We start from the raw sequence: 15771 nt of genomic DNA, 5'->3' as shown, positions 1-15771 counted from the left end.
CTTCTGCTGTCTTAACTTCCGTTTTGCTTGGTTGCGTTGGAGTCGCTTGACTACCATCTTTCAGATCTGTTTGGTCTGCTGGAAGCAAGTCTTTCACTTCTTGTGGAAGTTCTTTACCTGGAGTTCCGCTGACAAACTCGTGAGTTGCCTTGTAGGTTGGCGCCGGGGTGAATTCCCAAGTGCCTACGAAGTGTGCGTCTGCTCCATTGATGGTTTCAGACGGCTTGTCGTAGGACTTGAAGCTCCAGGTGCCTTCTGCTGTCTTAACCTCGGTTTTACTTGGTTGAGTCGGGGTTACTTGTCTTCCATTAGATAAATTCTTTTCTGTTGCTGGAAGCAGGTCTTTCACTTCTTGTGGAAGTTCTTTGCCTGGGGTTCCACTCACAAACTCATGATGCTTTTCATAAAGAAGAGCAGTACTTACCTGATTAGAAGGAGCTGACAAATTATCAACATGCAATGTTACAGTGTTGTCAATTTTTTCAGAACCTTTTTCTTCTACCTTTTTATTTGTAGCTGTTTTATAGGTAATAATGATATCATTCGAAGAGTTTCCTTTTAGGTATTCAGGTGTCATTTTAACGGTAACTGTTTGACCTGTCTTTTCAATCGTATAATCACGACCTTCTTGCAGCGTTACTCCACCTGATTCAACTTTAAGTTCTTTATAATCCAAACGCTCATCAAATTTTTGAACCATTTCAATAGATGAAGGGGCTGCTAAAATGTCCTTACCTGGAACCGGAACTTTAAAAGTAGCTTTATATGTTACATCTTGTCCTTCCTTAGCTGGAATCTCAGCTGGATCTACCTCAAGAACTGGTCGCGGATCAATCTTTTCAATATAAAGCCCAAATACCGCCGAGCAGGTTTCAGTTGATGAATAACCGAAATTCATACTGTTACTATTTGAACGAAGCGCTAAACCTGAAACGTTATTTTCATAGTTACTACCACTTGTTACTTGAGTCGCAATCCAAGCAGTTCGTTCTCCTTGGTCTTCCTGTTTCAAAACATTAGCATTATTCATCAGACGAAGATTAACATCATTTTGATAATCTTTAACATAGAAAGTTTCCTTCAAGTTATTGGCATCCATTGCATCGATGTCCGTTGGTTTCATGACCAACTTCAAATCTGTCTCTGAACCATCTGCATAACGCAACTCGGCTGTTACATCCGCATCAAGCCAAAAAGCCTTATTCATAATGTAGTCATGAGCTGCATCTACATAGGGAACATTCCCAATTTCAAATGCATTGCTTTCCCACAATTCTGAGATTGAGAAAAATTCAACAGTAGATTTTTGAGCGCTATTCATCTCAGATTCTGCTTGAGCAGTGTTTAGATAGTGCAGGGTTACTTTATTGAAATTTAGATAAGCATCTACTTGCTTACCATTAACGGTTCCAATATTTGTGAATTTTAGAGAAAGAGGATTTTCAAAAACTTGATCTTGTTTTTTACTTTTATCTACTTTAAGAGTAAAGTTCTCCATCTCGCCTGGATAGGCACCACCACTGAGATATTCATAGTGGGGATTCGATAAATGAAACTGATCAACAGCCTGTGATTTAGATAAAACACTAACATTGTTGATGTTCAAATTAAACTTACGAATATCCAAGGTAGAGATATCCGTTCCATTTTTAATTTCTTCTAATGCAGCATAAGACTGAATTGGAAGAAGAAAAATAGAAAAAAATAAAACGATTAGGCCGATAAACGCCTTCATTTTTCTACCAAAATCGGTAGTAAATCGCATCTTCATCCGACTTCTCCTTTTCATAATTTATCTCCAAATTTAAAATGATCCGCATTCAATCATTTTAAATAGACATATTCACCATATTCTATCACAAAAATATTGCAAATGAAAGTACAATCAAAAAAATAATTACTTTTTTGTATTTTTCAATTACTACCCTCTGTAATACATACATTAACGATCTTATCATCTTAATAAAAACAAAAATTATGCCTTTTATACTATATTTTTTACTGTCCGATTTCCAATTGAGTTGCACACCTTATTGCGCCATATTTTTCAATAGGCAAAGCGCGAAATTATATGTATGGCGTTTTTTGTCCCTAATTTTATGAATCAAAATAGGCTGAAAATCGCAGAAAAAAAGCAGAAATCAATCTGCTCTTTTTCTTTATTCAGTTTCCTTCTCTACTACTTCAGAGGTGTCAGATTTGGTAGGATTTGCCGGTTCATAAGCTCGAATAATCTGCGCCACCACTGGATGGCGGACCACATCTTTAGCTGAGAAATGGACAAAGTCAATCTGCGAAATGTTTTTCAATTTCTCTTGAGCGTCAATGAGCCCAGATTTGACATTGCGAGGCAGATCAACCTGACTGATGTCTCCATTAACAATCATCTTAGATTGGAAACCCAGCCGAGTTAGAAACATTTTCATCTGCATGATGGTCGTATTTTGCGCTTCATCTAGAATTACAAAAGCATCATCCAAAGTTCTCCCCCGCATATAGGCCAAAGGAGCAATTTCAATAATTACTCTCTCCATAAGGCGTGTCGTCTGGTCCTTGCCCAAAATCTGATACAAGGCATCATAAACCGGTCGCAGATAAGGATCTACCTTTTCCTTAAGGTCACCAGGCAGAAAGCCCAGACTTTCACCTGCCTCCACTGCTGGACGTGTCAATATGATTCGTTTGACCTGTCCACGTTTGAGAGCTGTCACCGCCAAGGTCACCGCCAGAAAGGTCTTCCCTGTTCCGGCTGGCCCGATTCCAAAGACAATATCATGATTTTTAACGCTGTCCACATATATCTTCTGGCCAAGTGTCTTGACCCGAATCGGCTTACCGTAACTATCCTTAATGATTTCTTCTTCATAAAGGGCAACAAACTTATCAATCTCATCATTCTTGGCCATAGTAATTGCTGTTACCACATCAGGCGTTCCAATGGTCATGCCACGATTGACCAAGACCAAGAGAGCTTGAATCACTTGTCTAGCCTCTTCACAAGCAGTCTCTTCTCCCAATACCTGCACAATTTCAGTACGGGCATGAATCGTCACCTTTAATTCCTGCTCCATCAGACGCAGATGTCGTTCATTAGATCCAAAAAGGTGGAATGAATCATCTGGATGGCTCAACTTAATTTCTACTGAATGTTCCTGCAAACAAAGAACCTCTCTCATTTGTATTTTTTATGGATTACCTCTATTATATCAAAGCAATCCCAAAAAGACTATTTCGAACCTTTCTCTAATGTGCTTGATATTCCTCCCAAATTGCATCAAAGTCACCTAGATTAAAAGGAAAACTAGCATGCTCTTCCAAGAATCGACTGACCTCATCAAAATCGTCAGTGTGCTTGGGAAAAGCCGTATCCTGAAAAGCTAAATCAGCTAAAATCGCCTTTGGTTCATTGCTCTTTGGATTGCGCTCAGTCATGAGCCAACTATAAAATGATTTTCTCACATAAATCCTTTCTGCCACAATTCTATAGAATTGCACATACTTTAAATATACTGTCTATTATATCAAATAAATCAAAAACAGAAAGCCTAAGCCTCCTGTTTTCTAACTATTATTTTCCAAGGTAGTATTCTTTTACCACGTTCAATTTTTCGTCGAATTCAAATACCAATGGTGGGAAGTTAGGAATTTCCACACCCATGATTTCGTCATCTGACAATTGTTTGATGTGTTTTACAAGGGCACGGATAGAGTTACCGTGAGCTCCTACGAATACGTTTTTACCATCTTTAAGTGCTGGAGCGATTTTGTCTTCCCAGAATGGAAGGGCACGTTCCAAAGTCACTTTCAAGTTTTCAGCATCTGGAATGACTGAGTCGTCAAGTGAAGCGTAACGACGGTCAGTGTGTGCTGAGTATTCGTCATCACGAGGCATTGCAGGTGGCAACACATCGTATGAACGACGCCAGATGTGAACTTGCTCATCACCAAATTGTTCAGCAGCTTCAGCCTTGTTTTTACCAGTCAAACCACCGTAGTGACGTTCGTTCAAGCGCCATGATTTTTCAACTGGAACCCACAATTGGTCAGCAGCTTCAAGAGCCAAGTTTGTTGTTTTGATCGCACGTTTCAATACTGAAGTGTAAGCTTGGTCAAATTCGATACCAGCTTCTTTGATCAATTTACCAGCGTCAATCGCTTGTTGTGTTCCTTTATCAGACAAATCAACATCAGCCCAACCAGTGAAAAGGTTAGCTTTGTTCCATTCAGACTCACCGTGGCGAGCAAAAACTAATTTTACCATTAGAAATTCTCCTTTAATTTTTGAAAACTGTCATACAGCTACCATTATATTTTACAAAATTTTTCCTTAAAAAGCTAGTCTCAGTAAGATATTTGTGATATTTTTAACCAGAATATTAGAGCTAGCAAAAAGGGAGAGCGATCCCAACTTTCCCTTTATTTTTAACTAGCTTCCTGCTGTCGGGCCACACAATCTGGGCAGATACCATAGACCACCATTTGACTCTTAGTGATCTGATATCCCGTCTGATCTGCCGCTTCTTGCTGAACATCTGGTAAATCTAAATCCATATCAGCAATCCGACCGCATTTTTCACAGATAACATTAAGGTGCTGATGACCCATAAAATCGTAATAAGTTGTAGTATCATTCCGGACCTTAAGCTCGGAAACAAATCCCTCATCAATCAGAACCTTGAGATTATTGTAAACTGTTGCCAGGCTCATATTTGGAAATGCAGGCAGTAGAGCCTGATAAATCATATCAGCACTGGGATGATCATGGCTTTGGATAATAAAATCAATCACAGCCTTTCGAGTCTCTGTAATACGAACTCCTTTTTCTCTCAAATGGTTTAGTACATCTTGATAGTACTCTTTATTCTGGTCCAGATGGTGCTTATGTTCTTTCATATTCTTCTTCCCTATTCTTACTAGCTACCTACATTATATCACGTATAAGCAATCTTGACTATTAAGAATGATTGTAAATAAGAATTTTTATCAATAGATTTTTTACTCTCTATCATTAATCTGACTTGGAATAATTTTATTAAATCATTTAATTGCAAAACGGCATTGAAAATAATTGAACATTAAAAATAGTTATCTTTCAGATTCTATGTCTATTATATAACTACTTACACATATCACTCAAAAATAGACGTACATATTGTTAAACTATTAAACAGATAATCTCCCCAACTTTGCCCCAAAGCAACAAAAAAGCCTATTGTACAACGACGAAACGTTGATACAATAGGCTTTGAAAATCAAGATTATTTAACAGCGTCTTTAAGTGCTTTACCTGCTTTGAAAGCTGGAACTTTAGAAGCTGCGATTTTGATTTCTTTACCAGTTTGTGGGTTGCGACCTTTACGAGCTGCACGTTCACGAACTTCGAAGTTACCAAAACCGATCAATTGAACTTTTTCACCTTTTGAAAGGTATTCAGTTACAGCTGCAAATACTGCATCAACAGCTGCTGCTGAGTCTTTTTTAGTCAATTCTGTAGCTGCTGCTACTTTTGCAATCAAATCTTGTTTGTTAGCCATTTAACAAATCCTCCAAAAATTTTATGGGGTAATGAATACCCTAACATGTACTATCATAACTTAAAAACGTTCTTAGGTCAAGCCTAAAACAACGTTTTTACAATTTTTCTAGGCTGATTTCCTTTGATTTTTCTTATTTAATACTTAGCGGTATCGAATTAAAATTGCCCAAGCATTTTCACCAGTATGCGTTTGAATAATCGACCCAGTTTCGAGTACTGAAATTGATTTTTCAACAAACTTTTGCAATCTTTCTTTCATTTCAGTAGCATAGGCAGGAGTTCCTGCGTAGGAAATACCAATTTCTTCTATATTCGCATTCGTTAACTTATCCTCCAGCTCATTCAACCATTTTTTAAAGGTCTTATCTCCTCGGCCTTTTACAATTGTTTGGAGCTGGTGATTTTTCATTTGCATCACTACTCGGATATTAAGCAATGAGCTGATTAAGCCAGTCACCCGACCGATTCGCCCACCCTTAACCAAGTTTTCAAGAGTCGAAACACCAATATAAAGTTCGGATTTTTCTTTTACTTCTTCTATTCTTTGTAAAATATCATCCAAATCAGCGCCAGCTTTAGCTAGTTTAGCAGCCTCTACTACTTGAAATTTAAGAGCCTGATCGGTAAAAGAGCTATCAATGATAGTCACATCTGCATTAGCTAGAGTAGCACCCTGCCTTGCTGCTTCAATAGTACCAGACAAAGCATGTGACATATGAATAGCTACGATATGATCAGCTGTTTCTGCCAGTGTTTCAAACACCTCAGCAAAGACTCCCACCGGAGGCTGACTAGTTTTCGGTAAATTCTTACTTTCCTTCATCAGGCGTAAAAACTCACCCTCTTTTAAATCTGAATCTGAATAAACTACACCGTCAACCATGACAGAGAGCGGAACAATTGTGATATCTAAATCTTTTACAACTTCTGGTTCAATCGTGACGGAAGAATCGGTTACAATTTTTATTTTTGCCATTTTTTCCCTACTTATTGCATTTATTGTTTTTATTATATCAAAATAATTTCAATTTTGGAATGGCTAACCTTCTAAAGAACATTGGTCATTTCTTATAAAGTAATGCTCTTTAATCCCCGAATCGTCAAGGAGCAGTCCGTGCAAGACTCCACCATAGACAGCACCGCCATCCATACCAATTTTCCCATCTGATGTCTGCCAAAGCTGACTGATCCCCGGTTTTTCATGGAAAAGATAAAAAGTTGGTGTATGGCCAAACACTATCGTCTTCCCTGTACGATTGTCTCCTTCATGGAAAGGAGCTCGAATCCAGACTTTTTGATAGTCGGAAGTATCGTGCCAATCATCCAGGTCTAATTCAATCCCAGCATGAACAAAAATATATTTATCTGTCTCCATCACAAAAGGCATTTTACGGATAAATTCAACTAAATCTGGTGCCTTTTCTAAAACAGCTTGCGCATCCAATACGGCGTCAACAGGAGCATCCAAAGGCCGTCCCAAAATAGAATTAATAGTTGTATCCCCACCATTTCGGCGGTAATGGTCATAAGACTTAGCTGGATTATCCAACCAAGTCAGAAACATAAACTCATGATTTCCTGATAAGCAAATCGATCCTTGCTGATTTACCAAGTCTCTAACTTTCTCTAAAACAGCTCGGCTATTTTCCCCACGATCAATCAAATCACCTAAAAAGACCAGCTGAGAATGACCATCCCACTTTTGCAATAAGTCATTTAGCATGTCATACTTGCCATGAACATCCCCAATAACAAAGTAATCAGTCATCTTTCTCCCCCTCTTGATCAAAAGTACTTCTGCAAGCCTATTTCTTTAATAATTCACGCGCCTGGCTCAAAGCGGCTTCTGTTACATTTTCACCAGCTAACATCTTAGCAATTTCTTCCACTCGCTCATCGAAGTCCAAGAGACGAACAGTTGAAACAGTAGAATTTTCATCAGAAATTTTTTCAATAAAGAATTGGTTGTCTGCAATGGCAATGACTTGTGGCAGATGAGAGATTGCTAAAACCTGACCATTACTGCCAATCTTATGGATTTTTTGTGCAATAGCTTGGGCTACACGACCCGAAACTCCTGTATCAACTTCGTCAAAGACTATACTAGTCTTTCCTTCTTTCCGAGAGAAAGCTGATTTAATTGCAAGCATTAGACGAGATAATTCCCCACCTGATGCAACCTTAACTAAAGGCTTAAAGTTTTCTCCAGGATTAGTTGAAATATAAAACTCAACTTGCTCATTTCCTTCACGGTTAAACTTGCTCTTGTTAAATTGAACTTGAAAATTCGCTTTTTCCATATAGAGATCTTGCAGTTCCTGCTTAATTTCCGACTCAAGTTGTTTAGCTAAAGTATGCCTTGCTTGGCTAAGCTGTCCAGCCAAATTCACCAACCGCTTTTCTAACTCTTTAAGTTCTGCCTCTAAATCTTCAGAAGATGAATGACTACCTGTCAGTAGCTGGTACTCTTTCGAAATTTGCGAAAAATATTCTAGAACATCATCTACTTGGCCACCATATTTTCGAGTGATACTGTTAATTAAATCTAAACGACTTTCAACCTGCATCAGGCGGTTGCCATCAAAATCCAGTCCATCTAAAATGTCTTCCAACCGTTTAGTCACATCTTCCAGAACGTAATAGGTCTCAGAAAGACTAGAAGATAATTCCTTGTATGTTGGGTCATATTCTTCAATAGACTCCATATCGTTCATAGCTGAACGCACATTAGCCAAACTAGAAAAATCCTCATTATCCAACATAGCGTATGCATTGGTCAAGGTATCAGCAATCAGCTTGTGATTGAGTAAGCGATCACGTTCTTGGTGGAGAGCTTTGTCTTCACCAGTTTTCAAGGAAGCACTATCAATTTCAGCCATCTGAAATTCTAGCATTTCAATGCGAGCCTTATGCTCCTCTTGATTTTTATGCAAGGTCAGAACCTGTTTGCGAAGCTGACGATAGTGATCAAAGGTTTCTTGATAGAAAGCTTTCAAGGCAACGAAATCCTCATCTCCAAACTCGTCCAGCATGGCTATATGAAGCTGAGGGCGCATTAATTCTTCCTGATCGTGTTGACCATGAATATCTACTAAATGTTGACCAATAGCCTTCAAAACTGATAGATTAACTAACTGTCCATTAACCCGGCTGACGCTACGGCCATTTTGCAGAATTTCTCGGCGGATAATAAGCTCATCAGTCAATTCCAAGCCCTGCTCTTCAAAAATTGCTTCTATAGCTGAGCTATTCTCCAATGAAAACAATCCTTCAATTTCTGCCTTAGTAGCTCCATGACGAATAACATCTGTAGTAGCACGGCTACCAAGCATCATATTCATAGCATCGATAATGATAGACTTTCCTGCCCCAGTTTCTCCGGTCAGGACTGTCATCCCTTGGTCAAAATGAAGAGAGATTTCTTCAATAATAGCAAAGTTTTTTATAGAAATTTCTAATAACATGGCTTTCCTACCAATTCTCGATAACGTCTAAAATTCTTGAAATGTCTTCTTTATCTTTAAGAATCATCAAAATACTATCATCATCTGTGATAATGCTAAATATTTTTTCTGAGAATGCTTCAGTGATTTGTCTTTTAATGACAGCCGTACTTCCAGGAACCAAGTTCAGATTAATCATATTTCCTAAGGTGCTAGCTTCTAGAATTGTATTCTCAGCTAACTTTAAACTACTGCTCACCGACTTGGGAATCTCATAAATATAGGTGTTGTTCTTCAGTGGCGTTTTTACAATCCCCAATTCCTTGATATCTCTAGAAACTGTCGCTTGAGTTGCTTTTATCCCTGACTGTCTTAAATAAGTAACAATCTCCTCCTGGGTACCAATCTCAAAATCATTGACAAATCGTCTAATTTTTTCTAATCTTTCCTTTTTATTCATCCTTAAATTCCTTATGCGCTGCCTCAACCACTGGACCGACTAAGTCTGCTACTAGATTTTGGGGTTGAGATTCTTTTTCTAAATAAGCCAAAAATTCAACATTGCCGTGTCCCCCTTGGATAGGAGAGTAATTCAAGCCTTTGACAGAAAAACCAAGTTCTACCATAAAAGATGTGACCTTTTCTAAGACCGCTACATGGACTTTTTTATCTTTGATGATACCGTTCTTGCCAATCTGTTCTCGACCCGCTTCAAACTGTGGTTTTATCAAGGCAACAACCTGCCCTTCTTCCGCCAAAATTTCTTTCAAGGCAGGTAAAATCAAACTCAGAGAAATAAAGCTGACATCAATGCTAGCAAACTGCGGTATTTGTTCAAAATCAGCTACTGAAGCATAGCGAAAATTAAACTGTTCCATGCTGATGACGCGCTGATCCTGCCTAAGTTTCCAAGCTAATTGGTTAGTACCGACATCAACAGCGTAGACGAGACTTGCACCGTTTTGCAACAAAACATCAGTAAAGCCACCAGTCGAAGCACCAATATCTAGCGTTACCTTATCATTCACTGAAATTCCAAAAACTTGCAAGGCCTTTTCTAATTTTAGCCCACCACGGCTGACAAACTTCAATTTTTCACCTTTAAGTTTTAGTTCAGTTGTATCATCAATCTTTTCACCTGGCTTATCGAAGCGCTGACCGTTGATAACTGACACAACTAGGCCAGCCATAACCCCCCGTTTTGCCTGCTCTCTAGTTTCAAAAAGTCCTTGTTTAAAAGCTAGAACGTCTACTCTTTCCTTAGTCATATAATCTCAAACTTTCTATGATTTTCGTGAGACTTTCTCCTGAGAAGGGGCGATTCTGAGCGATCTCCTTCAGTAAATTTTGAGCCTGATCTAAGACTTGATCCAAAGTCTCTTTTGCCTTTTCTAACCCTAAAAGAGCCGGATAAGTAGACTTAGCTGCAACCAAGTCTTTTTGAGGTGTTTTACCCAATTCTTCAAAGCTTGCTGTCACATCTAAAATATCATCTCGAACCTGAAAGGCTAAACCTATCAACTCACCAATCTTGCGAAGTTTGGCTTGGACTCCTTCTTCAACCTGCACCAGCAACCCTGCTGCTACAAAAGGAAAGGCTAAGAGCTTGCCCGTTTTGTGAGCGTGAATAGCCTGAAGTTCTTTCAAATCAAGCTGACAGCCTTCTCCTTCCATATCGAGGGCTTGCCCCCCAACCATACCGAAGGTACCAGCTGCTTGCGATAGTTCCATAATCAAATTCACCTTAACCTGGCTTGGTAACTCTGCTACAGCTATCAAGCCGTAAGGATCTAAAAAGAGAGAATCTCCTGCTAATATAGCCATGGCTTCGCCAAATTTTTTATGATTGGTCAAACGTCCACGCCGATAATCATCATCATCCATTGCCGGTAAATCATCATGAATGAGACTACCTGTATGAATCATTTCCAAAGCGGAAGCTACTTGAAAATGTGCAGACTGAAGAGGCAAACCAAATGCCTCAACTAGCTCTAATAATAGCAAAGGCCGAATCCGCTTGCCACCTGCTTGAACAGAGTAGAGAATGGATTCTACCAAAGAATCTGACACTGCTTTCTTACTATAATAGTCAATGATCGTCTGGTCTATCTGTCTTATTTTTTCTTCCTGGTTCATTCCATTTCCGTTTCTGTACCATCTTCTTGCATGACCTTAACCAAGGTCTTTTCTGCCTTGTCTAGACTAGCCTGGAGTTCTTTTGAAAGCTTCATTCCCTTTTGAAATTCCGCAATCGCCTCTTCCAGAGCTACATCGCCATTTTCCAACTTTTGGACAATAACTTCCAAGTCTGCTAAATTTTCTTCAAATTTCTTTTCTTTGGACATGTTTCACCTCTACTTCCAGCTGCCCATCCCGCATAAGCAAGGTCAGCTCATCTTTTTCTTCAATGCCTATTGTTGATTCAATAACCTTTTGATTCTTTTGGACAATAGCATAGCCACGCGCCACGATTCGACTGGTATCCAGCATAAGCAGGGCCTCAGACAATCTCCTGACTTGTGCTACCTTGTTATCATAAATGACCGCCATGTTGCTGCGCAGCAAACGCTCCAGCTGGGCAGTCTGCTCTTGAAAACGCTGAACGCGACTGAGCGGATTCAATACTTCTAAACGATGCCGCAAGATTTTGACCCGCTGTTGCTCTTCACTATAATATTCGCGAATTTTTTGCTTTAGTCGCAGGTTGAGCTGGTCTAACTTCTGCAGATGACCATCGTAAAGCCGCTCTGGCTGACGGAAGATAACCGACTGGGTTAGCTTATTCAACCGCTCTCGATAATAGCTCAGGCGATTGGAAATCGCGCGTGACATGCGATTTTCCTGCTGCTGCAAATGTCCTAGCAGGTCTAGCTTAGTGACTGGTGTTGCTAGCTCAGCCGCTGCCGTTGGAGTCGCAGCCCTGCGATCTGCTACAAAGTCCGCCAAAGTCGTATCTGTCTCATGGCCGACACTAGAGATAACAGGAATCCGAGACTCAAAAATAGCCCGTACTGTTTCCTCTTCGTTGAAAGCCCAGAGATCTTCGATAGAACCGCCACCTCGACCAATAATCAGCACATCCAAATCCGACCGCTCATTGGCCAGTCTAATGTGGTCAGCAACCTGAGCTGCAGCCCCATCCCCCTGCACCTTGGTAGGATAAAGGACAATCTCCACTCCCGGAAAGCGACGGCTGACCGTCGTGATAATATCTCGGATGACCGCTCCGCTGGGACTGGTTACGACGCCGATTTTCTTAGGAAATTGTGGCAAGGCTTGCTTGAATTTGTCTTGAAAAAGACCTTCTTCTCCAAGTTTTTTCTTGAGCTGTTCAAACTGGATAGCCAAAGCTCCGATACCATCCGGCTCTGCCTTTTCGATGATAATAGAATAGGAACCGCTCGGCTCATAGAGCTGTACCCGGCCAATGACATTGATTTTCATGCCTTCTTCCAGCTCAAAGCCCAACTTCTGGTAGACACCAGACCAAATCGTGACCTGAATGACGGCCTTTTCATCTTTCAATGAGAAATACTGATGATTGGGACGCCGGCGGAAATTGGACACCTGACCAGTCAAGTAGACCCGCTCCAAATAAGGATCGCGCTCAAACTTCATCTTCAGATACTTGGTCAAGGTCGAAACCGACAAATATTCTGGCATGTCCTTTTCCTTTCTTATCTAGTTTTCACATAACATTTATTATAACAAAAAACTGCATAAAAAACCGATTTCAAAACTTAAAAATGCCTTGAAAAGCAAGAAAAAACTGGGCACCTCAAAATGGAACCCAGCATACAAAAAAACTAAGAAACAGTCTACTGACTCATCTTCTTCATCCACCTTGGAATGGCTCTACTGATTGACGTTGGTAGGACGACATAAGCTTCCTGACTCAATTCATCCGCGATAAGGGAGTGAAGAAGGGTTGCAGCCGCCACTCGCTCAAAGAGACTGCTTGACTTGAACTGACCCGCAAATGCGGCAATCATACCTGCCAGCGTGTCCCCCATGCCACCAGTTGCCTGATAAGGTCCGCCTACTGACAGCTCAAAAACCTGCTCCTGCCCACTTTGATAGATGGTTGTCCTATGCTTTTTCTGCACGACTATACTACCCAGAGGCAACTGATTGACCGCCGCCTGATTAGCTGCCGCTGTTTGATCTGACAAGCTCAAACCCGATAAGCCTTCCCACTCCTTTTGATGAGGGGTAAAAACTGTTTGGGTTTTTGGGAATGGCAAAGCTCCTTTGCTAAAGAGTGAAATGGCGCCACCATCCATGATGAGAATCTGCTGCTCTGTCACAGTCTGAACGACCTTTTGTAAGATGTTTAGGCCTAGTTGATTCTCCGCCAAGCCCGGACCAATCAAGACCACATCTGATTTGATCAGCTGCTCTGTCAATCGGTCTTGCTCCTCTAGGTCAAAGGCCATGGCCTCCGGTAAATGACTGTGCAGAGGGGCGATATTGTCTTTATCTGTAGCAACAGTCACCAGACCTGCTCCGCTATTGACCGCCGCTAAAGCTGCCATGATAATGGCACCCCCATAAGGATAGGTCCCCCCAATCAGCAAGAGACGACCGTAATCGCCCTTGTGGCTATCCAAGGGACGTTTCCAAATGACTTTTTTTAAAATATTTTCAGCATTTTTTGACATGATATTCTCCTAGACCAACTTCATCCTGTACTGGTCTCAAGATGACCAAACCTATCTTCATTATACACCAAAAGGCACCTAAACAGGTGCCTCGTATCGCTAGAAAGTTATTTTTCTCGGAAATCTGCAAATTTTTGTAATATTCTTGCTGCGACTGCCTTGGGTAAATTTTCCTGAAAAGCAACCTGCTCATCAGCATAATCGCTCAAGCCTGGGAAATCCCCAACCTGCACAGCGTAGAGAGAATTCTTAAAGAGCTGGATATCATTTTGATCATTACCAAAAGCCACATAATCCGAACCGCATAATTCCTTTACAGTTGAGGCTTTATTGGTTTCAGCTGGATTTATATAAAAACATTTCTCATGTTCATGATAATCTAGACTTAGATTGGGCAAATTTCCAAGACGTACTTTTAAATCCTCTAAGAGTTGCTCATGACTCCCCATGTAAATAACAACCTTAATAGGATGCTGGAGGTCAATCAGTTCCAACCGTCTTGCCCGCTTGAGAGGATCTACACTGGAAATAAAAGGGATTTTTTCTAAAATCTGGCCACTGTAGTCAAAAGTATTATCGACGAAAAAAGGCAAATTATAGGTCAAACAAGTATCTAAAATGGCTTGATAACTTGACTGATGCAGCTGACGCTCAAAAATCAGCTGTCCATCTTGATAAGCAACTCCGCCGTTCAGACCGATCACTATCTGCTGGCTCAATTCCGGATCTAATAGCCCCAGACAATCCCGATAGGAGCGCGCCGAAGCAAACAGAACCTCATGCCCAAACTGAGGCGCCATCAGAAGGACCTGTTTAATCTCTTCATCAATCGTCATATAATCGAAAGACAAGGTCCCATCCAAGTCAAAAACAAATTTCATGATTCAAGACTCCGTTTAAAGGCCTGGTAGGTCTGCTCCATCAGCATGGTAATGGTCATAGGCCCAACACCTCCAGGTACAGGAGTAATCAAACTAGCAATTTCAGCCACTTCATCAAACTTAACATCGCCAATTAGCTTGCCGTTCTCATCTCGATTCATACCGACATCAATGACAACAGCCCCTTCCTTGACAAAGTCCTTGGTTACAAAATGTCCACGACCGATAGCCACTACCAAGATGTCCGCTCGCTTAGCAAGCTTGGCTAGATTGTGGGTTCGAGAATGTGTCAGAGTCACTGTTGCATTCTTAGCCAAAAGGAGCTGAGCCATAGGCTTACCGACAATATTGCTTCGCCCGATAACAACCGCTCGCTTACCTTCCAGTTCAACACCGTATTCATGGAACATTTCCATAATGCCTGCTGGAGTAGCCGGAATCATAACCGGATGGCCACTCCATAGCTTGCCCATATTAAGCGGATGGAAGCCATCTACGTCCTTATCTGGATCAATGGCCAGCAGTACCGCTTCATCATCAATATGATCTGGCAAGGGCAACTGAACTAAAATTCCATGCCAATCAGGATTTTGATTATAAGTTTCAATTAAACTCAACAACTCTTCCTGACTGGTCTCTGCTGGCAGACGATCTACCTTACTCCGAAATCCAGCTGCCAAGGCTGAGCGTTCTTTATTACGTACATAAATTTGACTAGCAGGATTATTCCCCACTAGAATCACTACCAAACCAGGTGTTTGTCCTGTTTTCTCTTTTAACTTAGCAGTTTTTTGGGCTAACTTCCCTTGTAACTTTGCGGCCAATGCCTTCCCATCAATTAACTCAGCCATCTCTCTCCCCCTCTTCTTATCACTGTGCCTTCTATTATATCAAAAAACGACTTGATCCCCCTATACATTTTCCTTATACCAGACTATAGTTTAATCTTTTGGCTAAAAGAAAAAGCACCTCATGTGTGCTTCTTAGTATAACAATTCATAGATTTCCATCGCAATCAAGTCAATGCTATCAAAAGTAAAGGTTTCACGAGCTGCAACATCACGGAGTGTGAAGACAGATCCATTTTCCTCATCATAACTATAAGCGACTTCAGCAACAACAACGCCATCACGTTCGAAGTTGCGCTTTAGACTACCACCATCGCTTGCCATACTTTCTAATCGATTAATAATTCTAACTAAATGTGATTCCATTTTTAGTACTCCTATTTGCTTTATCGTTTCTATTTT

The 15771-nt window shown here is 40.6% G+C and carries 18 protein-coding genes; all 18 read right to left on the bottom strand.

What is annotated here, in order from left to right; genetic code table 11:
* Positions 1–1771 (bottom strand): isopeptide-forming domain-containing fimbrial protein (locus PCY06_RS10260; protein WP_301390564.1); only part of this gene is annotated, 1771 nt, incomplete at its 3' end.
* Positions 1772–2159: 388 nt separating this feature from the next.
* The gene (locus PCY06_RS10255) at positions 2160–3158 is read right to left on the bottom strand and encodes a PhoH family protein (RefSeq protein WP_082307772.1); all 999 of its coding nucleotides are present in this window, start codon (positions 3156–3158) and stop codon (positions 2160–2162) included.
* An 85-nt stretch (positions 3159–3243) separates the two neighbouring features.
* Entirely contained in the window at positions 3244–3459 is a 216-nt protein-coding gene (locus tag PCY06_RS10250) for a YozE family protein (protein ID WP_045634687.1), read from the bottom strand.
* A 109-nt stretch (positions 3460–3568) separates the two neighbouring features.
* Complete coding sequence (locus PCY06_RS10245; RefSeq protein WP_008809077.1) at positions 3569–4261, bottom strand: phosphoglycerate mutase; 693 nt, start codon at positions 4259–4261, stop codon at positions 3569–3571.
* 161 nt (positions 4262–4422) lie between these two features.
* Positions 4423–4893 (bottom strand): peroxide-responsive transcriptional repressor PerR, encoded by a 471-nt coding sequence (gene perR / locus PCY06_RS10240; RefSeq protein WP_082307102.1) that lies wholly within the window; start codon positions 4891–4893, stop codon positions 4423–4425.
* Positions 4894–5258: 365 nt separating this feature from the next.
* Positions 5259–5534, bottom strand: coding sequence for an HU family DNA-binding protein (locus PCY06_RS10235; RefSeq protein WP_008809079.1), 276 nt, complete (start codon positions 5532–5534; stop codon positions 5259–5261).
* Between the two features lie 144 nt (positions 5535–5678).
* Positions 5679–6512: a DegV family protein gene (locus PCY06_RS10230; RefSeq protein WP_061596591.1), complete on the bottom strand. Its 834-nt coding sequence runs from the start codon at positions 6510–6512 to the stop codon at positions 5679–5681.
* 63 nt (positions 6513–6575) lie between these two features.
* Positions 6576–7304, bottom strand: coding sequence for a metallophosphoesterase (locus tag PCY06_RS10225; protein ID WP_008809081.1), 729 nt, complete (start codon positions 7302–7304; stop codon positions 6576–6578).
* A gap of 37 nt (positions 7305–7341) precedes the next feature.
* A complete protein-coding gene (gene recN, locus PCY06_RS10220) occupies positions 7342–9000 on the bottom strand; it encodes a DNA repair protein RecN (RefSeq protein WP_008809082.1) in 1659 nt (552 codons plus the stop codon).
* 7 nt (positions 9001–9007) lie between these two features.
* Complete coding sequence (locus tag PCY06_RS10215; RefSeq protein ID WP_008809083.1) at positions 9008–9439, bottom strand: arginine repressor; 432 nt, start codon at positions 9437–9439, stop codon at positions 9008–9010.
* Positions 9432–10247, bottom strand: a complete 816-nt coding sequence (locus tag PCY06_RS10210) for a TlyA family RNA methyltransferase (protein ID WP_061600166.1) — start codon at positions 10245–10247, stop codon at positions 9432–9434. Before PCY06_RS10210 ends, PCY06_RS10215 begins: the two co-directional genes overlap by 8 nt.
* Entirely contained in the window at positions 10240–11115 is an 876-nt protein-coding gene (locus tag PCY06_RS10205) for a polyprenyl synthetase family protein (RefSeq protein WP_008809085.1), read from the bottom strand. The genes PCY06_RS10210 and PCY06_RS10205 overlap by 8 nt, the downstream gene beginning before the upstream one ends.
* Positions 11112–11324 carry an exodeoxyribonuclease VII small subunit gene (locus tag PCY06_RS10200; protein ID WP_008809086.1) on the bottom strand — a complete coding sequence of 71 codons (213 nt, stop codon included), beginning with the start codon at positions 11322–11324 and terminating at the stop codon, positions 11112–11114. The genes PCY06_RS10205 and PCY06_RS10200 overlap by 4 nt, the downstream gene beginning before the upstream one ends.
* Positions 11302–12642 (bottom strand): exodeoxyribonuclease VII large subunit, encoded by a 1341-nt coding sequence (gene xseA, locus PCY06_RS10195; RefSeq protein ID WP_082307103.1) that lies wholly within the window; start codon positions 12640–12642, stop codon positions 11302–11304. Before xseA ends, PCY06_RS10200 begins: the two co-directional genes overlap by 23 nt.
* Before the next feature lie 155 nt (positions 12643–12797).
* Positions 12798–13640, bottom strand: coding sequence for an NAD(P)H-hydrate dehydratase (locus PCY06_RS10190; RefSeq protein WP_105165070.1), 843 nt, complete (start codon positions 13638–13640; stop codon positions 12798–12800).
* 107 nt (positions 13641–13747) lie between these two features.
* The gene (locus PCY06_RS10185) at positions 13748–14521 is read right to left on the bottom strand and encodes an HAD hydrolase family protein (RefSeq protein ID WP_195916549.1); all 774 of its coding nucleotides are present in this window, start codon (positions 14519–14521) and stop codon (positions 13748–13750) included.
* Entirely contained in the window at positions 14518–15372 is an 855-nt protein-coding gene (locus PCY06_RS10180) for a bifunctional methylenetetrahydrofolate dehydrogenase/methenyltetrahydrofolate cyclohydrolase (RefSeq protein ID WP_061583573.1), read from the bottom strand. The genes PCY06_RS10185 and PCY06_RS10180 overlap by 4 nt, the downstream gene beginning before the upstream one ends.
* A gap of 132 nt (positions 15373–15504) precedes the next feature.
* Complete coding sequence (locus PCY06_RS10175; protein WP_008809091.1) at positions 15505–15735, bottom strand: DUF1797 family protein; 231 nt, start codon at positions 15733–15735, stop codon at positions 15505–15507.
* Between the last annotated feature and the right edge of the window lie 36 nt (positions 15736–15771).

The sequence above is a fragment of the Streptococcus sp. SG1 genome, from assembly GCF_030439935.1.
Classification (GTDB): Bacteria; Bacillota; Bacilli; order Lactobacillales; family Streptococcaceae; genus Streptococcus; species Streptococcus gordonii.
The sequence above is the reverse complement of the archived record's forward strand: the minus strand, read 5'-3'. Positions and strand labels throughout refer to the sequence as shown.